Here is a 21,625-nt window from a genome sequence, read left to right as displayed (position 1 = left end):
GGAATGTATTAAGCTAACGGAGCTACGTATTTGGTTTTTGGAGCCAATAAAGCTTGACGCACCCAAGCACCTCTTTCTTCGGCTACGCGCCTAACCGCCAAACGCTCTTTGTTACATGGGCCATCTCCATTAATTACTCTTTTGAATTCCTCCCAATCAGGCTCGGTAAACTCCCACTGACCTGTTTCAGGATCTTTTCTCAACTTATCATCAGGTACGGTTAAGCCAAGTTCCCAAATTTTAGGTACATACATGTCTAAGAATTGCTGGCGACATTCATCGTTAGACGACATTTTCACTTTCCAGCGCATCAAAATTTCTGAATGAACCGAAATTTTATCTGAAGGACCAAAGAAGTGCATCATTGGCACCCACCAGCGGTTAAATGCAGCTTGCATCATTTCGCGCTGTACTTTTGTGCCTGTGGCCAAATGTATTACACAATGGTGACCGTATTTTAAGTGGAAGGATTCTTCGGCACAAATTCTTTCTAAGGCGCGGCAATATGGGCCATAACTTCCTTTAGAGTTTGCTATTTGATTTACAATTGCTCCTGCATCTACCAACCATGAAATAAAGCATGAGTCGGCCCATGTAAAGGCTGGGTAATTAAATATATTCGAGTATTTCGATTTGCCATTAATCAAATCGGCAATCATATCCTCTCTTGATTTGCCTAGCGTTTCAGCCGCTGAATATAATAATTGAGCATGGCCTACTTCATCTTGCACCTTTGCCATAAGGGCAAGTTTTCTTTTAAAACCAGGCGCACGGGTAATCCAAGTACCTTCTGGTAAAGCTCCGATAATTTCTGAGTGAGCATGCTGCTCAATCATTCTAATCAGTTGCTTTCTATACAATTGAGGCATCCAATCCGAAGGCTCGATTTTCTCGCCTCTGTCGATTCTTGCTTCAAATTCTGCCAATTTCACTGGATCCTCGTCAGTGAGGGCAGTAGCTTTCATGGCTTCGAATGAGTTTCCACCTCCGTACATATCAATTCTTTTTTAGTCCGTTTAACAATAGGCCCGATAGTCTTTTTCCTACTTCTTCTGGACTCAAGCTACCATCAGGCTTATACCAATTGTGAGTCCAGTTTAACGAAGAGAGAATGGTAAGCATCATGAATTTTTCATCTACTAGCTTGAATTCGCCAGAAGCCATACCATCTCTTAATATTTTTTTGAACCGCCCTTCGTAGTCATCGCGCATGGCTAAAAACTCACTCAGGTGGGGTTCGCTTAAATGCCTCCATTCATTGAAGAAAACGGCAGAGGCGTTCGTATCTTTTGTAATTACTTTTACATGAGCGATCATGGCTTTTTCCATTTTCGCTGCATTACCACTGGTTTCTTCGTCTACTTCCTGCCAAGCGCTATAAAATTCTTCGGCCATACGAAAGCATATGCGTTGCAAAATTTCTTCCTTTGACTTGATGTGAGAATAGAGACTTGCGGCCTCAATGCCCAAATCTTGCGCTAAATTGCGCATTGAAGTAGCAGCGTAGCCTCTAGACTGAAAAAGAGTGGTTGCTTTTTCTTCTATTTGTTGCTTTCTGCTTTTCTTTACGACAGTTTTCATTTGCTGCGAATATAAACATACTAACGTTCGTTAGCAAGAGATTGTTATTAGCTACAATTTACACAAACCATGCAATTGAACGACCCTAATTTTAATAAAAGTGCATTCATCAAAAAGCTTGAAAGTATAATCTATTTAATGTTTGTGTTGCCTCTCGCGTTTTTTGGTTATGCTTTTTTAGAACGTGAAGCCAGCGGTGAACTTCGATCTGTATTTTATGAGGATCCTGATATTATGTTTCATGCAGTAATGGCTGCTGGTATTGGGTATGTGCTGTTGAGAACCTTAGCTACTTGGAAAAAGGACGCGCTTAAAGTTTTGAAGCAGGTGCCTGAGCTTGATCTTAAAATGATTAAACTAAAGAAGTCAATTATTTATAGAAATCTGATGTGGTCTTTTGGGGCTGCTATTGGTGCTTTTGGTTTGTATGAAAAAGGGGACATGGTGTATGCACTTGTTTTTAGTTTGTTCTTGATTTTAATTACTGCTAATCGCCCTAGCCCAAAATATTTTTCTAAGTTCTTTGGCTTGAAGGGGGAAGAGAAAAAGTGGATGGAGGAATAAACTTGAGAAATCCTTATATTTAATTCATGAGCGAAACTAATACCACTCAAAAGCTTCGATTTTCTAGTAGTACTTTAATGACTACTTTTCCCAGCTACATTTTTTTTGCTGGCATTAGCTTTATGGCAATCCGTGTCATTCTTAATAATTATGGAGTAGAAGGCGAAGAGTGGAGGGTTGTTTGTGCTTCTATTGCTTTGGCTTTGTTCTCCTTGTTCTTTATAGCTCCTTTTTGGGCCAAGGCTTATGTGAAAAGGAAGTTTGAAGCACAAAAAAAGGCCGAATAAATCTCTTCATTCGGCCTAGTAATAATTTATATTTTCTTTTAGAAAGTTACGCCAATCGTAATTGGGTTGAGTTCTGGCCCTTTTCCGTTTTCAAAAAGCTCGTTGAAATCATAAGTCATAAACATATCGAAACCGTTGATGCCTATTTGAAGTCTGGCGCCATATCTAAAGTCATTTACAAAGAAACCACCTTTGCTTTTTACTTTGTCGCGGTCGCCATCGGTGCGGTCGATGTACTTTGCTTTGTTGCCTAAGCGCAGGCCAGCATAAGGGCCAACGCCAATTCTGAAACCTGTTTTACGGCTAAACGCAACGCGTACATCGTCTTCTTCATACTTTCTTACAATTCTCTTTCCTCTGCTAAAATCGAACATAGGTACGGCTTTTACATTGAGGTAAGAAACCTTGAGCTTGCTTTTAAGTGCGCTTCCAATGTTGGTTTCTTCTACAAAATTGAGCTGACCACCATTCGGATCTAAACGAGTTGCTGCGTTTTCGAATTTATAGTTATACCAGCTAAAACCTCCGCCCCAATCTAAGTACAGCGGACCGCTCACATAGGTCGTATGGTTCCAGTTTAAACCTACATAAACAGAGCCCAAGGGTTTTACTTGATAAAGGTCGCTAGATGAAGGAAAGTTACCTTTGTTTAAATAATTGTTGAAACCAATTTCGAAATCAAGGCTTTTTAATGTGCCGTGATCGTGTTGTTCGATGTATTCGAAATTTCTAGGTCTGTTGCGGCTCGATCTCCAATCTGAATCCCAATCATCTTCTATTTCAAGGTTGATTCCTAAGAAACCCATGCGTAGGTAAAAGTCATTGTCGTTAATGAAGATGCTGTTTGAGTTCCTTTTAGGAATACTGACCACGGTATCTATTCGCTCGAGATCGTCTTGTTTCCCCCATGTCCATTGGGCGCTGAGACTTTGATTTACCAATAGGAGTGCCATGGCAATCAATAGTATGTTGAATTGCTTTTTCATTTTTGTTGTATTTTATTTTGAGTTGTTGTTTTAGAAAATCACCCCGAATGTTACAGGGTTAAGTTTTGGTGCGTTTGCTTCTTCTTCAAATAACTCTGAAATGTCATAGTTAAAGAAGATGTCGAAAGAACTCCATCCCATTTGGGCACGCAAACCATATTTGAATGGGTTAATATAAAGGCTGTCTTTAAACTTATCTTTCTGACTATCGCCAGTCAAATCATCATATTTGTATTTAGTATGGCTGCTAATTCTGTAGCCAGCATATACTCCCGCGCCTATTCTGAACGAGTTATATTTCCCAAATGAGAAGGTTGGAACCATGTGCACATTCAGGTGCATCATATTGATTTTGCTTTTCTTGCCTACACGATCCATACGCTCAACAAAATCTACAGATTGGTTGGCGCGGTCTACTACTACTTCGACCCTGGTGTTTTCAAAGCTTAAATCTTGGATGCTTGCACCAATTCCCCAGTCGAGATAAAGTGGACCTAAAATGCGTGTTGCATGATCGAAGTTGAGGGCTGCATACCAAGAGGTGAGTGGGTTTAAAGTGAATAGTTCGTCACTGCTTGGTAAGTCACCATCTTGCAAATAATTGTTTAAACCAATGTAGATGTTCACAAAACTCTGTGTTCCTTTTCGTGGGTAGTACCTGTCGAAATCATACCTCTCATGGTTTTCTTCTAGGGTGTTTTCTGAAGCTTTCGGGCTGTATTTTGCTACGGGAACTGATTTTGAAAAATCCCATATTGAGTTTTCAGTTTCTCCTAGATTGAAAGTTGAGGTTTTGGACTCAACTTTCAAGTTCTGGTTGAGATAAGTTTCACTTTGAGCTTTGGCTAGGTTACTGCTCAATACGACCAATAAGAGCATACCTATGACTTTTGTTGTAGTTATTGTTTTCATATTTCGAGTTGTTATTTTTCTTGTTTGAAGTTAGGAGTGTTCTCTTCTTCCTCTTGATCAACCGATCCGTATTTGAGCTCGTTGGCTACAAATTCATTTTTTGCGGTTCTCAAATCAGATATGGTTTCTTTGGTTTTACTCACTCCTTTTGCAATACTGATCAGCCCATCCATCATGCTGAATTTCTTCTTGTTTTGCATGTCTATTTCGAAAGGTTCATCAGTATAATCTTTTAATGTTAGAGGCATTAATTTCAAATAATCGAAATCAACGGAGGTATTGACAGTCAGTGTTTGCGCAATGTCAATTTTATTTAGGTTGATCATCACGCGAGACTGATCAACAGTTTCGATCATATCTACTGTTGGTTTTGTGTCTATCTGAGCAGTCAATTTGCTTGGTGCTGCGATTTGCCGCGGCTGAACATATTGAATACTTGGTGCAGCTTCTTTTTCTTGAGATTGATCTTTGGTATTTTCTTTCTCTTTTGAAGGAGTGTCAATGTTGTTTTGGTCAGGTGTTTTTACAGCTTCATTCTCCACTTCTTTATTGGCTTGAAGCTGCTCAAGATGGGCTCCTGATTTTTCAGATTGATTGATATATAAAGCACCGGCAGTAAGGATGATTACAACACTTGCTGCTATCCTTAACCAGAAGAAAGCACCCTTTTTCTTTTTGGCGAGATTGCCTTCTATTTGACTCCAAGCATTTGCTGGAGGGGTTATTTTATGGTTGCCTAGTTTTTCTCGAAAGAGATCATCTATTGGGTTACCCTTCATTGCTCATTAATTTAACTTCTATACTATCTTCTGCTTGAACTAACATCTTTTGAAGATGTGCTCTTGCTCTGCTCAATTGGGATTTCGAGGTGTTTTCGCTAATGCCCAACTTCTCTGCTATTTCCTTGTGAGAAAAGCCTTCGATGGCGTAAAGGTTGAAAACGGTTTTGTAACCCGTTGGCAGTAAGTCGATCATTTTGTGCAAATCTTCAACCTCTAATTGATTGTGGAGTTGCTGATAATCGGGTTCTCTTTCTGCTTTTTCAATCTCTACTTCCAAAAACATGCTTTTGTTTCTTCGAATGTAGGTCAGCGATTCGTTGACCATTATTCTTCGAATCCAGCCTTCGAAACTTCCTTCGCCAGTAAACTGATCGATTTTTCGAAAAACTTTTGTGAAACCACAAACCAAAACGTCTTCTGCTTCTTGCAGCTCAATCACATACCGTCTGCAAACAGAGTACATCAATGGAGCGTACTTTTCGTACAGTTCGCATTGCGCCTTTCTGTCGCCTTTACGGCAAGCTTCTATAAGCTTTTCTTCAGATTTTGACTTTTTGATTTGAAGCATTTTTTGGTTGATTCACAAGGTAGATGTATGAATGTTAAACTTGGTTGCATGGCCCTGATAAAAATTTCTACGCTAGGGCTTGATTGTCTTTTAATGAGGTGTAAAGTTCTTGATTTATAATGAATTAACCCAATGCATAATTTATGCATTGGGTTAAGATTAATTGGTTTGGGCCGTAATTAAAATTTGGTGATTGTTGCTGAACGGCCTTTATCTCGAACGTTTAGCTGGCCTTTGCCTTTATAGCTTATGGAAGAAAAACCTTCGGCTGTAACGTTCAGCTCTTGGTTTACATTGATGCGAACTCGGCTTTCGTTGTCGGTTTCTATTTCGGCTATTTCTACATTGGCATCATAACCATAGAGTCTTGCGCTTTTTTGCAAAAGCGCATCTAGCTTACCCACATTGTTTGATAAATTCACTCTTGCCTCACCTGTAAGGAAAAGCACTAGCTCTTCAATTTTGCTGTCTAAGTTTACGATGGCGTTGTCGTAAATCCTTATGTTAATGAGCTCTGTATGGAAGTTCTCAACGTTCAAGTCAACATTATTGGAAATCTGTATTCTGTTCAATTGGGGAACAGTGATGGTAATTTCCATATTTGAAGTTTCTTCTTCGTCAAATTTGAAGTCTACTCTCGATAAACTCAGTTCGTTATTGAAAACACGCAAGTCGGGAGATGAAAATTTCGTTTTGCTCGATACTTCCATTTCGTACTTTTCTCCCTTAATTAAATTTACTTTGAAGCTGCTACTTAGTTTTAGACTAGAGAACTCATCAAGGTCGAATTTTTGAGTGTTTGATTGACTGCTATTGCTCAACGCCTCTTCTGATTCACAGGTAAGGCATACAAGATCTCCATCCTGAAAAACCCAAGTATTGTTGTAAGCTTGTCTCCAGCTGTATCCATATCTGAAGTATTGCAAGATGGTACGCATTCCCTCATTTATTTTGAATGGTCTGCCTTCTGGAATAAAGAATGTAATATCAGCTTCTTGGGCTCTGAATTCTACTCTTTCAGGGAATGTCATTTCCGAATCAAAAGTAATGGTGCTGCCGTCAACCTTGTATCCGTAACTAAGCTCTTGTGCTCTTTTTTCAGCGTCATCTAAATCTCTACCTCGTGCTCTGAACCTTTTCTCTACTCTAAACTGATCAGAATCACTCATGCGAATATCTAAATCTGTAAAGTCAGAAGTGTAAGTGTCATTGTAAGCATAGTAAGAATCATCATCCCATCTGTAGCCTCTTCTGGTAAAGCGACCATTTCGAACTTCGTTCATGTTGAGCGTTATGGTGTCGGCTTCTATTTCGAAATCATCGGCAACTCGATAAATGCCTTCGTCTCTGAAATCACGAACTACATTTGGTAGGGTAGCGAAAGTGCCAATAATGGCAATGAACCAGATACCTAAAATACTCCAGCCTACTGCAGGGCTCATTACTCTGCGTTTTGCAATAATGGTTATACCAGCAATAAACAAATAGAGCACAGGAATAAAGGCTGTGGCGAGTAAGAAAATGAGGCCAATTTCCGGAACGGTGTTTCTGAACATCTCTATTGGAAAATAAGCTAGGTCACTGTCCCATAAAAACCAATCACCATTGTAAAGCCCCATGAATACACCCGCAGCTATTAGTAAAGAAACCATTACAGATAATGCCGTAGTGGCAATTATTGCACCTGTGGCAATGCGAATTACCGCTACCAGAAATAGCATTAATGGAGCGAAAGCACGTCCTAGCCCAACGAATATTTTGCCGATTAGTCGGAAGGGGAAAAGTAAGATTTTGGTAAATGTGCCTTCTCCCTTTGGTTCAAAATCAGTGGTTTTACTTTTCTTGTAATTGGTGTCAATGTTCGATAAAGTAACAGCCTCGCCCTTCATTTGCATTTTGTCTGTGAGCGAGTTTGCTTCTGGAGTAATTATCCATAAGATGATATACAGCACCAAGCCAGTACCGAAACCAAAAAGCAATACCAAGAATATAATCCTCACGATCATTACATCAATATTGAGGTAATTGGCCAAGCCAGACGAAACTCCTCCGATTACCCTTTGGTCTGGGTCGCGATAGAGTTTTTTCAAATTTTTGTTTTCAACCAAATTTGAACTTCCAGGTGTAACTGCCCACATGATGAAGTACGCTATAAAAACAATAGCACTCAGTGGTCCTGCGAACACCAAACCAAAGGTGATAGCAAGTATTCCTATTCTCATCCATAAAGGATCGAAATTGTAATAATGAGCAATTCCGGAAGCTACACCACCTAAAATTTTGCGGTTCAAATCACGGTAAAGCCTTTCTGTTTTTTGATAGCCAGAAGTGCTACGCTCAGATGATGTGCTTTGACGATCTTCTTTAGCCTTCTTTTTCTTTTCCTCTTTTTTAGGAGCAGGCTCAAAGTCATCTTCTTCTTCAATAGCTTCAAAGTCCGAGATGTTTCCCATTGTTTTAATTAGGGCGTTTACATCTTCGGCAGAAACAACCTGATTGCCATCTTTAAGTTTTTCTAAAAATATTTCAGCTATCCGGCCTTCTATGTCGGCTATTATTTCTTCACTGTCTTCGTAAGAAGAGAAGTATTTATTGATGGAGTCGAGGTAGTGTTTGAGGGTTTCGTAACCGTCTTCCTCGATATGGAATATGATGCCACCTATATTTATGCTTATGTTCTTTTTCATGACGGCAGGATTATGAGTTGTTTTTTGTGATGATTTGAGATGTTGATTCTACCAGTTGGAGCCAAGTGTTACTTAAGCTTTCTTTAAATTCTTTGCCCTCTTCAGTAATCGTGTAATATTTTCTTGGCGGGCCAGAATTAGATTCTACCCATTTGTACTCTAGCAATCCCGCTTTTCTGAGGCGGGTGAGCAGTGGGTATAATGTGCCTTCAACGACAATGATTTTCGCTGAGGTGAGTTCTTCGAGCATGTCTGAAGCATAAACTTCACCTCTCGAAATAATATGCAGAATGCAGAATTCGAGAATTCCTTTTCGCATTTGGACCTGAGTGTTTTCTAAATTCATCTCTCAACCTTTAAGATGTTCGACCTTTTCATACACAAACATACGCAATAAGGTACTATGTGTTGCATAGTACTGTATAAAAAATATTACTATGCTTAATATTTTGTTAAAAACGGCTGTTTTGAGGTAGTCCGAATGTTTTTTGTTTACTTTGTAAAAGGGCATTAAAATATTTATGCTGGAGTTGAGTTCTAGCTATGACCTCAGCTCCTGTTAATAAATATGTTGAATTTTGATTATTGGAGGGATACGATTTACTCGTGAGAAAAAACCTTAAAAAACTACAATGGGGGATATTACTAATTCCTCTATTTTTATATACACCTAGACTACAAGGTCAAAACACGCCCAAATACAGCAATGAGTTTTTGGCGATTGGCGTTGGTGCCCGTGCATTGGCCATGTCTAATGCTATGACCTCTGTAGCTGATGACGCTACCGCTGGTTATTGGAATCCCGCAGCCCTTACCGATATTGAATACCGTCACCAATTTACTGCACAGCATGCCGCCTATTTTGCTGGAATAGCCAATTACGATTACATTTCTTACGCTAGAGCTATTGATACCGATAGTCATTTTGCATTGTCTGTTATTCGGTTGGGGATTGATGATATTCCCGATACGCGTTTTTTGTTTGATGATAACGGCAGGCTCAATTATGACAATATTGATTTTTTTAGTGCGCAGGATTACGCCTTTATTTTTTCTTATGCGCGTTCCGTTGGTTTAATTTTCGGAAAGCCGTTTGGTCGTGGGTTGACTTTTGGGATGAACTTTAAAGTAATCCGTAGGAAGGTAGGCGACTTTGCTGATGCCTGGGGCTTTGGGCTCGATGCTGCCATGAAGTACCGCCACTATGATTGGGATTTTGGTATTATGATTCGTGACGTTTCTACCACCTTTAATTCTTGGGCAATCAACCAAGAAAATTTAGCAGCCGTTTTTTCTCAAACAAACAATGATCTACCCGGTAATTCCGTAGAGCTCACTTTACCTAAACTGATTGCTGGCGCTTCAAGAACTTTTCCTATCAGTGATAAAATCGGGTTGCTTACCTCGGCAGACTTGGTATTTACCTTTGACGGCCGAAGAAATACCTTGGTTAAAACAGGTTTTGCTTCTTTCGAACCGCAGTTTGGTTTTGAGTTCGATTACGAGGATAAGTTTTTTGTGAGAATGGGGGTTGGGAATTTTCAGAGGATCAAAGAATTTTCAAGAGCGGCTGGAAGTACGGATCAAATGTATTGGACTTTTCAACCCAATATGGGCTTAGGGATTAAGCTCGATGATTTGGTGATTGATTATGCACTAACGGATATCGGAAATGTGGCCGAGTCACCTTATTCTCATGTATTTAGTTTGAAATATTCATTAGAAGCCCTTCCGGGAATGTTTGCTAAGGATAAAAGAAAGGAGAGAGATGAGAAGAGTAAGTAAAATCGGGTTTCTTGCAATAGCCAGCCTGATGATCATATCTCAGGTTGCTCATGCTCAGCTTATTGGTAATGAGTGGATTGATTATAGCCGATCTTATTTCAAAATAAAAACGGGTTCGGACGATATTCATCGTTTGACTTATGAATCACTTTTGGCATCGGGCTATGATTTTTCTGAAGCGGGGGCCAATAACTTTAAGTTATTTCACAGAGGAAAAGAAGTAGCGATTTCGGTGAATGATGGGGGAGATGGTGCCTTTGGTGCTGGAGATTATATTGAGTTTTTTGGAAAGAAGAATGATGGAACCCAGGATACAGAGCTTTTCAATTTTCCAACCGACCAAATACACAAGTTCTATAATTTGTTCTCTGACACCACAGCATTTTTCCTAACTAATTCAGAGGGAGCAGCGGGAAAAAGAATGGAAGTGCTGAACGAATCTACTGCTGGACTTACTCCTGTTCAATCTCATACAAACGAAATTCTTCAAGTATATACTTCTCAGTTTTCCTTTGGTCAATACTACCAAATCGGAAACCCCAGCGGAGAGGTGAAATTGTCGCGCTATGATCGCGGCCAGATGTTCGTGAGTGATACCATCATGAGAAATGAATTCACCTTGCGCAGTGGTAAAACATATCGAGACTTTGTAATCAATAATGCTACACTCGGTGTTCAAACTGAAGGTACCCCAAGGCTAACAGTTCAAATTGTCGGGTTCAATAACCGGTTGCATAATACTTCTATTCATGTAGGGCCAGACACAGAAAACTTAAGAACAATATCTCAAGACATTCATCTGAATTATAGCAATTTCGGAACAGATACTAAGCAAATTGAGTGGTCTGATATTTCATCAACAGGCAGACTTATTGTTCGTGTAGAAGCAGTAGGTTTTCCTGAAATTCCAGATGATAGGGTGGCGGTTGGCTACATCAAACTTTCCTTTCCGCAAGAAGTAGATGCTCAAGCCAGAGATAAACTGATTTTTAACTTGCCAACCAAGGCTGGAAATAGCCTTGTAGAAATAGAAAATGTGGTGGGTGAATCGGACCTGTATGATATTACTGACTATAGAAACATCAGAAAATCGACTACTACTTTAACTGGGAGTACCTTGAGCGGTGTAGTAAAGTCGAATAATGAAATCAGAAAAGTTTTTATGAAGAGAAGGAGTGCGTTTGTAACTCCGAGCATAGAGAAGGTAACGTTTAATTATGAAGATGTTACTGACAATAACTACCTCATTATATCGCACCCCGAGCTTCGAAAACCAGTGGCTGGCCGCTATGATGACCCCGTTCAGGCCTATATCGACTACCGAAGCTCAATTGAGGGAGGAAATTTCAATGTGCTTTATGCCGATGTAACCAAGCTTTATGATGAATTCAGTTATGGCGAATACACGCCATTGGCCATTCGTAGGTTTGTTAGGCATGTATATAATAATAGTGATCCAGAATATCTATTTATTATTGGTAGAGGAAGAAGGGTTGATAATCAGGTACAAAGGCTGCCCAACCCTCTAGCAGTTTCTAGAAGAGATTTAGTACCAACCATGGGCGCACCCGGATCAGATATTCTTTATACACAGGCATTAAACGGAGTGGCCAATATCCCAACAATCCCTGTCGGGCGATTGTCGGTAAATGTTTCTACCAGCGTGGCCAATTATTTGGATAAGGTTAAAGAAAAAGAAGCGTCATTAAAAGACTCTCCTTGGACCAAGAACTTTGTTCACTTAAGTGGAGGCTTAACCAGTGATGAATTGGTGCGGTTTAAAGGCTTTATTGAAGGCTTTGGCGATCAGGTAAGTGCTGATTACTTAGGAGCAAATGTTAATAATGTTTCCAAAAACACGAATAACGCAGTTCAAAAATTTAATATTTCAGAAGAAGTAAATAAAGGAGTAGGGCTAATTACCTTTTTCGGACACTCATCTTCTAGCTTTACCGATATTGATATAGGAACAGTGTCGAACCCTAGTAACGGTTACAATAATCAAGGTAGATATACTGCTTTTATCGTAAACGGCTGCCGAGGAGGTGAAATTTTTGATCGTACCTCTTTCGGAGAAGATTGGCTTTCTGCCGAAGGAAAAGGAGCCGTTAATTTTATAGCTCATTCCGATGTAGGTATTCCAAACTCTTTACGCGATTATACTGCGGAGTTTTACAAATTACTGGCCGATACTTTATGGATGACACAATCCATTGGTAATATTCAGAAAGAAACCATTAAGAATTATTTGGCCAACAATTTCCAGATTGACCAAACTGACATTGCAGCGGTTGAACAGATTCTTTTACAAGGAGATCCTGCAATTCCTTTGTTCGGTCACGATAAGGTAGATTATACTGTAAGAACAGAAGATGTTTTCTTAAGATCGAAAGACGGTAGGGAAATTACAGCCGCTTCACCTTTCTTCGAACTTGGAGTAATTGTAAATAATGGTGGAAGAACCAGTACCGATTCACTTTCTGTTACTGTAAATAGAAAACTTGATGATGGAACCGTGGTTAACCTTCCTTCTGTCAAAGTAAAACCAGTTCGCTATCAGGACACTGTTTTCTATGAAATCGCAAATCAAGGATTGGACTTCTTTGGTGAAAATCGTTTTGAAGTAATTCTCGATGCTGAAGGAAGTGTAAACGAAGGAAGTGAATTGAACAATAGCGCAGAAGCTTCTTTCTTCTTTCCGGCAAAAGGAACATTCAATACAGCTCCATTTAACTTCCAAACAATCAATACCACCTCTGTTGACCTTGTGGTGCAGTCGGCTGACCTAAAGCTAAATGATCGTTCTTTTGTAGTGCAGATTGATACTGTTAATACTTTTGATAGCCCTTGGAAGAAAGAACAGGTTTTAACGGGGAAAGGAATTGCCACATGGAGCCTAGATTTAGTGCCAGCTACGGTGAATGATACCATACAATATTACTGGAGAAGTGTTTTTCAAGATGAATTAATTGTAGACCCTATTCCGTGGGAAAACTCTTATTTTACTTACATAGAAAATAGTGTGAGAGGTTGGGCACAAACCGAATTTGACCAGCTAACCAATTTGAGACTAAGCTCTGTAGCTAAAAGTGAAGACAATGAATCCTGGGTATTTGCAGGTACCACTACGAGCATCGAAATAGAAACTTATGGTTCAGAACATGCAAGTGGCCAGCGCGCTTCTGATGTGGTGGTGAATGTAAATGGACAAGCCATTATTCCAGCAAACCCCTGCAACTTGAGTACTTTTAATGCGATAGCCTTCAACAAGGATAGCGGCCAACCATATTTCGTATTACAAACCGATGGTGTTTTTGATGAAAACGATCCATTGAAATGCGGTAGGTCTCCTAGCTATATCAATTCATTTACCAACGAATCATTATCTGATGTGAATATTGCGCCAGCTCAAAGCTTAATGCGTCAATATGTAGATGGGGTGGATGATGGTGACTTTGTGCTTTTCTTCTCCGTTGGCCAGTTAAATTATGACGATTGGAGAACAGATGTAAGAGACGACATGGAGAGAGTTGGAGCCAGCCGTTTTACCATTAATGCCCTTCAAACAGGAGAACCATATATTATGTACGGCCGAAAAGGTCAAGTGGCTGGGCAAGCGCAAGAAGTAGTTGGCGAACCTATTGGGGCTGACGATAATGCTAGAAAGGCCAGAATTACTTTTGATGCTGCCATTATTGCCAGTATAGATAGCGGTAGTGTTCAGTCGCCAACCATTGGCCCAGCTAGTGCTTGGGGAAGGTTCACAAAAGATATTGAATTGGGAGCTACCGATCAAATCACCTTCGATATAGTAGGGGTAGCACCCAACGGAACAGAAACTGTTTTATTCCCCAATATTGCTTTTGATGATGCGGATTTGAGCGGTGTAGACCCTGTTCAATATCCATATTTACGATTCTATGTGGTGATGAAAGACAAATCTTTGGCCACCCCTCCACAACTTAAAAATTGGTCGGTTTCGTTTGCAGGCGTTCCAGAAGGAGTGGTTTCATTACAGAATGATAAGAACACGAATATTGAATTAGATGAGGGCGAACCGTTTAATGCCCAATTCAGATTTACTAATATTTCAGAATACAGCTTTCAAGGGCCGCTGGAAGTACGCTACATTCTCTACAATCAAAACACCAGAGAAGAGATAACTGCTACCATTGAGATTCCAGCCGTGGCAGCAGGTGAATTTGTAGACTTTACAATACCTGTAGACACCAAAGGAAAAGTAGGGTTGAATGATATGGAGGTTTTTGTAAACAACGGAGGAGAACTTGAGCAGTACTTCAATAATAATGTAATTAGGCTCGAAGGCTTTTACAATGTGTTAAGAGACGAAACCAATCCCGCCATTGATGTTACTTTTGATGGAGTTAATATTCTAGATGGAGATATTGTTTCTCCACGTCCGTTGGTGGCGCTCGAATTACGAGACAATAACCCATATCTTTTGAAAACCGATACCCTTGGCGTTGAAATCAAATTAGGCGCTGCTTGTGATGGTTGTCAATTACAACGAATCAATTTTTCAGACCCGAATGTGACTTTCACACCCGCCACTGAAAACTCTAATTATCGTGTGCAGTTTCAGCCAGATGGACTGGAAGATGGTGTTTATTCTTTGCAAGTAGAAGCTACTGATGCTTCTGGAAACCAATCAGGAATTGGTCCTTATACCATCACTTTTGAAGTGATTAATGAGGCTACGGTTACTAATTTTTACCCGTATCCAAATCCATTTTCGAGCAGTACAAGGTTTGTGTTTACGCTTACCGGAACAGAAGTTCCTGATCAGGTAACCATCCAGATTTTCACGGTTTCGGGCAAAGTGGTAAGAGAAATCACACAAGATGAACTTGGGCCAATCCGTATCGGAAATAACATTACCGATTACGCTTGGGATGGTAAGGATGAATTTGGCGACCAACTGGCTAACGGCACTTACTTATATAGAGTAAAGTTAAAAGCCAATGGTCAGGATTTGGGTGCTCGAGCTACCAAAGGCGACCGAGGGTTCAATAAATTAGGATTTGGTAAGTTGGTTATCCTGAGATAACCAACTTTTTAATTCATTCAGCTTTGGCTTTTATTTTAAGCCCAAAAAGTGGCCTCAAAAACCAAACTCTTCTAATAATCAATTCATAGAATCCGAAGCAGCCTACAAAAGTAAAGGTTACGACCAACACAAATTGTAATTCTACAGGAATGTCCAACGGGAAAATCAATGACGACCCTAAATACAGAAATGCCATATGGATAATGTAAATCGGATAAGCTGCTTGACTCAAATAGTTCAATGCTTTACTCGGTTTGTTTAGGTATTTATACCCAAATGCGAAAACCGAAAATACCCAGAAACAGGTTTCTGCTGCTACTAAATAGTTTTGTATTTGGGGTTGAAGCCCTAAAATGCGGATGGAATAAAGTGCCACAGCAACCAAAATGAGCAACCATCTCCATTTCAGAATAAAGCCCCAAAACTCTTTACCACTATAAACGCAGCAAAAGCCAAAGAGAAAAGCCAAAAGCCCTAGAAAGAAGCCATGCCAAGTCTGAGCATATAGTTCATAAGGATTAGGTTGAACTATCAGTACCTCGGCAGTCAATGATAATACAATCACCATAAATCCAAAGGGACTTTGGAATACCTTTTTGATTAGAAGGCCAATTCTTCCGTTTTCATGTTTCTTTAAGTAGAAGAAAAAGGGTGAAAGCAGCAGTACGTACACGAAAATATTTCCTAAAAACCATAAGTGACCAGAGTTTAAGATATATGTCATTTTTTGACCATAGTAATGCTGAAGAATGATAATGTGCAGAGGAGCAATACAGGCTATTCCGAATAAATATGGAATTAGTATTCGACCTGTTCTTTCCTTAATCAGCGCTTTCCAACTTCTTCTTTGTATGGCGAAAAATACTCCCATGCCACTTACAAAGAATAGAAGCGGAATTCTCCAAACATTTAACATCGACATGGGTGTCCAAATGGCGCTAATCGAATTTTCGCTTTGAATAAAGCCGATGAAAAGGCCCCATGGCTGAAACCCAATTGCGATATGGTAGATCAGGAGTAAGCCAATGGCGATTACCCTGATCCAGTCTATATCGTACCTTCTTGTGTTGATTGCTGTCATGTTTTTGAGTTTTTGACCTTTGTATTTTTATTTAAGTATTTCAGCAATGATAGGGCGGGTCTTTTCGATGTGCTCCAAATCAACTTTCAGCCCCATAGGCGCCAGTTGTTTTCCGAACATCTCATAAATCCCTTTCACTTCGCTAAATGGACCAGAAATAGATTCTAAGGCAGTCTGTTTAAAATTGTTTTTAATGGTTTTGTCGGCATTATTTGCCAGAAGTATTTCAACCACTTCGGTATTGCAGAAATAGGCTGCTGAATGCAATGCTGTGGAACCATCATTATTTACTTGGTTGATGTCGGCCTTTGCTTCAATTAAAGCCTTAACTACTTCTGGCTTATTAAATAGTGCGGCTGTAATCAATGGGCTTGAACCGCCAAAAGCCTCCTTTTCATTTAGGTTCGAACCTGCTTGAATGTGTTGCTTTATGGCTTCTAGGTCTCCAGAAATTGCGGCTGTATGAATGTCTATTTTAGGTGCTTTTACTTTTTCTACAACCGAACTGTTTTCTGTGGTGTTTTCTTTTTTCTGAGCACAAGAAGTGCTTACAAACATTAAGCAGATAGCGCTAAGGAGTAATGCTTTGCGGAGAATTGTTACTTGAGTTTTCATGATTTTTGTTTTTCCTTTAATCGTTTGATTTTGTTCTCTGCAAAGGTGGTTAGAAGCCAGAAATGGGGATTAAAAGCTATGCGGATTAAAATATCAAGTTTGCGGACATCATAGTTTTTATGATGCATGAGTATAAATTATGATGCAAAAGGTGGTTTTCCCTCCTAAATTGAAGGGTTGAAGTCGTTTTTCGCTTCGAAGAATATTGACTTCCTTTGTAAGCGTTTCTATTTCTGTTTATGACCGATTTCAATCAACATGAAAAGGATTTTTTGAATCAAATCACTAGGGTGGTTGAAGAGAATATATCCGATGAAAATTTTGGTGTCTCAGAACTCGCAGAGGCCATCAACATGAGTCGCTCTAATCTTCTGCGCAGACTTAAAAAATCCACGGGGCTTTCCGTCAGTTTATTCATTCGTCAAGTTCGGTTGAAGCGCGCCATGGAATTGTTGGTGAATTCTTCTCAAAATGTAACCGAAGTCTCTTATGCCGTTGGCTTCAGCAGCATCTCTTATTTTATAAAGTGCTTTCGCGAAGAATATGGTTTTCCGCCAGGAGAAGCCAGTAAAAGATGGCAACCTGAAGAACCGACCAGCCCAATTGAAGGTAAACCTGTTCATGAAAAAAGTAAAATTGCATGGGGCTTAGCCGTATTAACCGCGCTTGTTCTTGTGATTGCTTATTTCGCCTTTAAACCCTCAAGCCAATCGGCTCCATTGCAATTAGAAAAATCAATAGCCGTGTTGCCCTTCAAAAACGACAGTAGCGATTCTACTAATATCTATTTGATCAATGGTTTATTGGAGTCTACTTTAAATAACCTTCAGAAAATTAATGACTTACGGGTGATTAGTCGAACATCTTCTGAAAAATATAGAAACACCAATAAGTCAATTCCAGAAATAGCGAAGGAATTGAATGTGAATTATTTTGTAGAGGGTAGCGGGCAGAAAATTGGAAACCAAATTCTGCTCAATATTCAGTTGATAGACGCAGTTACCGATAAACAACTTTGGGCAAAGCAGTATACCCGTGAAGTAACCAGCATTTTTGAATTGCAGCAAGAAATAGCAATAAGCATTGCCTCTGAAATTCAGGCAGTGATTACCCCTGAAGAGCAAAATAGAATTGAGAAGATTCCTACTGATAATCTTGAGGCTTATGATTACTTTTTGAAAGGACAGAATCAGTATGTTATAGGCAATACCGAAAGTTTACAAGAAGCGATAAAATACTTTAATAAAGCGATTGAGTTAGATGAGCAATTCGCCTTGGCCCATGCAGGCTTGGCTATGAGTTACTATTACTTGGATATATTTAGGGAAGACAAGCGATATACTGCTGAAATCAATAATCATTCGGATAAGGCGCTGTTATATGACCCTAAACTAGCAGAGAGCTTAATGGCGAAGGCTATGTATTATATGCATAATCAAGAATACGCCTTGGTTGTGCCATATTTAGAACGGGCCTTAGAGTACAATCCGAACTCCGCTTTTGTTATCAATACCCTTTCTGATTTTTATGCCAACGTAAGGCCCAATACTGAAAAGTACTTGGAATATGCTCTAAAAGGAATTCAACTGAATGAAGCAGCCAATGATTCGGTAATGAACAGTTACATTTATTTGCATTTAAGTAATGCGTTAATACAAACTGGTTTTGTAGATGAAGCCCTAATGTATGCAGATAGATCGCTTGAGTATTTCCCAGGGAATGCCTATACCAACTACGCAAAAGCATATATGCTCTATGCTAAGAATCATGATTTAGATGAAACATCGAGTTTGCTTGTAAGGGAGTGGAAAAAGGACACTACTCGATTAGATATTCTACAAGAGGTGGCGAAGGTCTATTACTATAAGCGAGATTATGATAGCGCGTACTTCTATTATCAAAAGTTTATAAATCAACGTGAGGCAGCTCATCTTAATATTTACGTACATCAAAATGCCACCATTGGGGTTGTTTTTGAGAAGACAGGGCATAAGGAAGAAGCAAAAGCTTTTTTTGACGAATATCTAGATTTTGTTAAACAGGATGAGTCCATTTATAAAAACATAATGCTTTCCGTTTATTATGCCTATCACAATGATTTTGAAAAGTCGCTTGAGTATTTAGAACTGTTTTCAGAAGAAGATAATTATCAATATTGGTTAGTGCTGTTTGATGACGATCCGCTGACCGAGAAAATCAGAAATTTACCAGAGCACAAACGTTTAATGAAAAAGATTGAATCAAAGTTCTGGAAAAATCACGAGCGCATACGAGCTTCTTTAGAGGAAAAAGGATTGCTTAAGCCACTAACTCAATTGAAATAACATATGTTCGATAGCAGAGAATACCCCAAATCTTTAGAAGAAACTACGTTCGAACGATGGCTTGAAGAGGGGCGTGAAAGCAAAATGCGTTACGAATACATGCTTGTAGTTTGGGACGACCTAGAAAGTGATTATCATCCCGAATATGTAGAAAACAGAACCTTGATTAACAAACACCCTTTTTGGGGAAACGCCACAGGACACAGCACCACCGTGGCTGTTTACGATTTATATTCTGAAGCTCGGATTACAATACAGTAATCAACCCTAAATCTGGCGAAACCCTACAAAGGTTAACGCAATTACCTCACCGGTGGTAAATCACTTTATTCAAAGCCCAAATAGGGAAACTTTTGGAAGGTTCTTCCTACATATAGTAACTCAAAGCACCAGAAGGGCATTTAGCGATTTGGTCTTTTAGCGCTTGGGTTGAAGCATTTTCAGCTTTAATCCACGGTTTCTCTTTGGGGTTATATACTTCTGGTAATGCCTTTACGCATTCGCCAGCATGAATACATTTTTGCGGCTTCCAAACCACAGTGAGTTCACCGTTTGAATATTCCTTTACGATCTCCTTTTCCATACTGTAAGATATGATAATTGCATTAAAATTATTCAGTATTGTTTCATGTTTATCAAATCCTTAGCTTCAATACTATTATTTCAAAAGAGATAATCGTTATGTAGAAGAACACATGTTTGAGGCAAAATCCATTCAAGAATATAAGTATAGGCAGTCGAATAAAAACCTGAATAGAAAAGAGACTTACTTAAAAGAGCATATTTATGTCTTTTTTTTAAGGAGTGAGTATAACAGGTCGAAATATGTTGTGACGATTAAGGAATATGCAAACGGTTTGCTGACGATTGATTTCTATAGAAAAGTAAGTACTTCTAATAAATTCAGAATCCTCAGCAATGAATTTAAATTTGGCCATTTAGGAGCCACAATTCTTGATATTATGAGAGATATACAAGAGCGCTGTAAAGTCAATACTTTCGGTATACTTGCCTCTAACTTACTTAGTGAAGATAAGAACGAGAATAACAAAAGGTTCAGAGTGTACGTTGAGGTGTTGAGAAGGAAGGTTGATAGTGATAAATATCAAGTTTTGGGTTCCGATACATTCAGCACTATATTTGTCATTCCTTTAGAAAGAAAAAAAGAAGAAAAAGAAATAGTTATCAGCTATGGAAGCATATTCAAAGAAACAAGCTAAGCTAACGAATAACTCATCTGTTAAGAATACAGAGGATAAATTCAATATGGAAAAATATGTATCCTCTGTAAAGAAAGTGAAGCCTCTTACAATTAAAGGTTATACGAAAGCCTTCTAATTAAAAGAGTGATGTAAGAAATTAAAAGGAGCGTTTAGCTCCTTTTTTTTTTAGATAATTCTAAAGATTCAGGCTCTAAAAAGGATTTAATCCCAAATACCATTACATGCAGTAAGAATTACGGGCTGATCGTCTGTAATTAAAATGGTGTGTTCGTGCTGGGTAATGTATCCTCCTTTGTTGCCTACCAATGTCCAGCCATCTCTAAGTTCTTCGGCTAAGTTTGATTTGGTTGAAATAAAGGTCTCAATAGCCACGGTGGTGTTTTTCTTAAACCTTTGATGATTGCTTTTTACCCTGTAATTTAAAATATCATCAGGCAATTCATGTAAACTTCTGCCTACCCCATGACCGGCTAAGTTTTTAATAACTCTAAATCCTGATTTTTTTGCTTCGGTTTCAATGATTTGGCCAATGTCCGCTATTTTTACTCCTCCTTTAATGCTGTGAATGGCTTTATGGAGAATGTTTTTAGAGGCATCTACCAAGGGCTGATGATTATGAATATCCTTCCCTAAAACAAAGGAACCGCCATTATCGGCCCAGAATCCGTTGAGTTCTGCGGAAACATCAATGTTAATGAGGTCACCTTCTTTGAGTATTTTGGATTTGGAAGGAATTCCGTGGGCACCTTCTTCATTTACACTGATACACGAATAGCCAGGAAAACCATAAGTTTCAAAAGGTGCTGATTTGGCACCATAGCTTTTTAAAATCGCTCCTCCGTAATCGTCTAATTCTTTGGTAGACATCCCCACTTGGGCATGTGCTCGCATTAGCTTTAAAGTAGTACCCACTACTTCGCTAATTTTTTTCATTCCAATTAATTCAGACTCTTTTGAAATTGACATATTTTAACCTTTTAGCTTAGAAGATAAGCTGCAATTTACGGAGAAATCAAGAGTAGGCTAGGGGATTGTAACCAATAAAAAAAAACCTCCCGAAATTCGAGAGGTTTTGTACCCAGGGCCGGGGTCGAACCGGCACGATCCTGAAATCATTGGTGTTTGAGACCAACGCGTCTACCAATTCCGCCACCTGGGCATT

General features: G+C 39.2%; 19 protein-coding genes and 1 tRNA gene. 7 read left to right on the top strand and 13 right to left on the bottom strand.

From position 1 onward, the window contains the following. Positions 1 to 8 precede the first annotated feature (8 nt). Positions 9 to 995 carry a 1,2-phenylacetyl-CoA epoxidase subunit PaaA gene (gene paaA / locus MB14_RS01050; protein WP_062587770.1) on the bottom strand — a complete coding sequence of 329 codons (987 nt, stop codon included), beginning with the start codon at positions 993 to 995 and terminating at the stop codon, positions 9 to 11. A 1-nt stretch (position 996) separates the two neighbouring features. Continuing rightward, entirely contained in the window at positions 997 to 1,581 is a 585-nt protein-coding gene (locus MB14_RS01045; RefSeq protein WP_053223671.1) for a TetR/AcrR family transcriptional regulator, read from the bottom strand. Between the two features lie 69 nt (positions 1,582 to 1,650). Between MB14_RS01045 and MB14_RS01040 the strand changes: the two genes are divergently transcribed. Together MB14_RS01040 and MB14_RS01035 are read left to right on the top strand one after the other, a co-directional pair. Continuing rightward, on the top strand, positions 1,651 to 2,145 hold the full coding sequence (locus tag MB14_RS01040) for a hypothetical protein (protein WP_062587768.1): 495 nt from the start codon (positions 1,651 to 1,653) through the stop codon (positions 2,143 to 2,145). 26 nt (positions 2,146 to 2,171) lie between these two features. Then, entirely contained in the window at positions 2,172 to 2,432 is a 261-nt protein-coding gene (locus tag MB14_RS01035) for a hypothetical protein (RefSeq protein WP_062587766.1), read from the top strand. Positions 2,433 to 2,470: 38 nt separating this feature from the next. Here MB14_RS01035 and MB14_RS01030 read toward each other — a convergent pair whose 3' ends face one another. From MB14_RS01030 to MB14_RS01005, 6 genes are all read right to left on the bottom strand, one after another. Continuing rightward, complete coding sequence (locus tag MB14_RS01030) at positions 2,471 to 3,418, bottom strand: hypothetical protein (RefSeq protein ID WP_062587763.1); 948 nt, start codon at positions 3,416 to 3,418, stop codon at positions 2,471 to 2,473. A gap of 30 nt (positions 3,419 to 3,448) precedes the next feature. Continuing rightward, the gene (locus MB14_RS01025; protein ID WP_062587761.1) at positions 3,449 to 4,330 is read right to left on the bottom strand and encodes an outer membrane beta-barrel protein; all 882 of its coding nucleotides are present in this window, start codon (positions 4,328 to 4,330) and stop codon (positions 3,449 to 3,451) included. An 11-nt stretch (positions 4,331 to 4,341) separates the two neighbouring features. Continuing rightward, the gene (locus MB14_RS01020; protein ID WP_062587760.1) at positions 4,342 to 5,109 is read right to left on the bottom strand and encodes a hypothetical protein; all 768 of its coding nucleotides are present in this window, start codon (positions 5,107 to 5,109) and stop codon (positions 4,342 to 4,344) included. After that, the gene (locus MB14_RS01015; RefSeq protein ID WP_062587759.1) at positions 5,099 to 5,680 is read right to left on the bottom strand and encodes an RNA polymerase sigma factor; all 582 of its coding nucleotides are present in this window, start codon (positions 5,678 to 5,680) and stop codon (positions 5,099 to 5,101) included. The genes MB14_RS01020 and MB14_RS01015 overlap by 11 nt, the downstream gene beginning before the upstream one ends. Before the next feature lie 179 nt (positions 5,681 to 5,859). Next, positions 5,860 to 8,367: a PspC domain-containing protein gene (locus tag MB14_RS01010; protein ID WP_062587757.1), complete on the bottom strand. Its 2,508-nt coding sequence runs from the start codon at positions 8,365 to 8,367 to the stop codon at positions 5,860 to 5,862. 10 nt (positions 8,368 to 8,377) lie between these two features. Next, positions 8,378 to 8,713, bottom strand: a complete 336-nt coding sequence (locus MB14_RS01005) for a PadR family transcriptional regulator (protein WP_053223678.1) — start codon at positions 8,711 to 8,713, stop codon at positions 8,378 to 8,380. 239 nt (positions 8,714 to 8,952) lie between these two features. Between MB14_RS01005 and MB14_RS01000 the strand changes: the two genes are divergently transcribed. Then, positions 8,953 to 10,152, top strand: a complete 1,200-nt coding sequence (locus MB14_RS01000; protein WP_246032628.1) for a putative type IX sorting system protein PorV2 — start codon at positions 8,953 to 8,955, stop codon at positions 10,150 to 10,152. Then, positions 10,136 to 15,220, top strand: a complete 5,085-nt coding sequence (gene porU2, locus MB14_RS00995) for a putative type IX secretion system sortase PorU2 (protein ID WP_062587756.1) — start codon at positions 10,136 to 10,138, stop codon at positions 15,218 to 15,220. The genes MB14_RS01000 and porU2 overlap by 17 nt, the downstream gene beginning before the upstream one ends. 13 nt (positions 15,221 to 15,233) lie before the next feature. On the opposite strand, the gene MB14_RS00990 is transcribed toward porU2, so the two are convergent. Together MB14_RS00990 and MB14_RS00985 are read right to left on the bottom strand one after the other, a co-directional pair. Next, entirely contained in the window at positions 15,234 to 16,301 is a 1,068-nt protein-coding gene (locus MB14_RS00990) for an acyltransferase family protein (protein WP_062587754.1), read from the bottom strand. Between the two features lie 27 nt (positions 16,302 to 16,328). Beyond that, entirely contained in the window at positions 16,329 to 16,916 is a 588-nt protein-coding gene (locus MB14_RS00985; RefSeq protein ID WP_062587752.1) for an ankyrin repeat domain-containing protein, read from the bottom strand. Positions 16,917 to 17,155: 239 nt separating this feature from the next. Here MB14_RS00985 and MB14_RS00980 point away from each other — a divergent pair, with 239 nt between their 5' ends. Further along, positions 17,156 to 19,240: a helix-turn-helix domain-containing protein gene (locus MB14_RS00980; RefSeq protein ID WP_062587750.1), complete on the top strand. Its 2,085-nt coding sequence runs from the start codon at positions 17,156 to 17,158 to the stop codon at positions 19,238 to 19,240. A 3-nt stretch (positions 19,241 to 19,243) separates the two neighbouring features. Further along, the gene (locus MB14_RS00975) at positions 19,244 to 19,501 is read left to right on the top strand and encodes a hypothetical protein (RefSeq protein WP_062587748.1); all 258 of its coding nucleotides are present in this window, start codon (positions 19,244 to 19,246) and stop codon (positions 19,499 to 19,501) included. A gap of 106 nt (positions 19,502 to 19,607) precedes the next feature. On the opposite strand, the gene MB14_RS00970 is transcribed toward MB14_RS00975, so the two are convergent. Next, positions 19,608 to 19,823, bottom strand: coding sequence for a (4Fe-4S)-binding protein (locus MB14_RS00970; RefSeq protein ID WP_053223683.1), 216 nt, complete (start codon positions 19,821 to 19,823; stop codon positions 19,608 to 19,610). A gap of 112 nt (positions 19,824 to 19,935) precedes the next feature. Here MB14_RS00970 and MB14_RS00965 point away from each other — a divergent pair, with 112 nt between their 5' ends. Next, the gene (locus MB14_RS00965; protein ID WP_062587746.1) at positions 19,936 to 20,460 is read left to right on the top strand and encodes a hypothetical protein; all 525 of its coding nucleotides are present in this window, start codon (positions 19,936 to 19,938) and stop codon (positions 20,458 to 20,460) included. A gap of 204 nt (positions 20,461 to 20,664) precedes the next feature. On the opposite strand, the gene map is transcribed toward MB14_RS00965, so the two are convergent. Both map and MB14_RS00955 read right to left on the bottom strand, forming a co-directional pair. Then, a complete protein-coding gene (map, locus tag MB14_RS00960; protein ID WP_062587744.1) occupies positions 20,665 to 21,429 on the bottom strand; it encodes a type I methionyl aminopeptidase in 765 nt (254 codons plus the stop codon). Between the two features lie 109 nt (positions 21,430 to 21,538). Then, a tRNA-Leu gene (locus MB14_RS00955) sits at positions 21,539 to 21,622 on the bottom strand. Between the last annotated feature and the right edge of the window lie 3 nt (positions 21,623 to 21,625).

Source organism: Roseivirga ehrenbergii, assembly GCF_001593005.1.
GTDB classification, from domain to species: Bacteria; Bacteroidota; Bacteroidia; order Cytophagales; family Cyclobacteriaceae; genus Roseivirga; species Roseivirga ehrenbergii.
The sequence above is the reverse complement of the archived record's forward strand: the minus strand, read 5'-3'. Positions and strand labels throughout refer to the sequence as shown.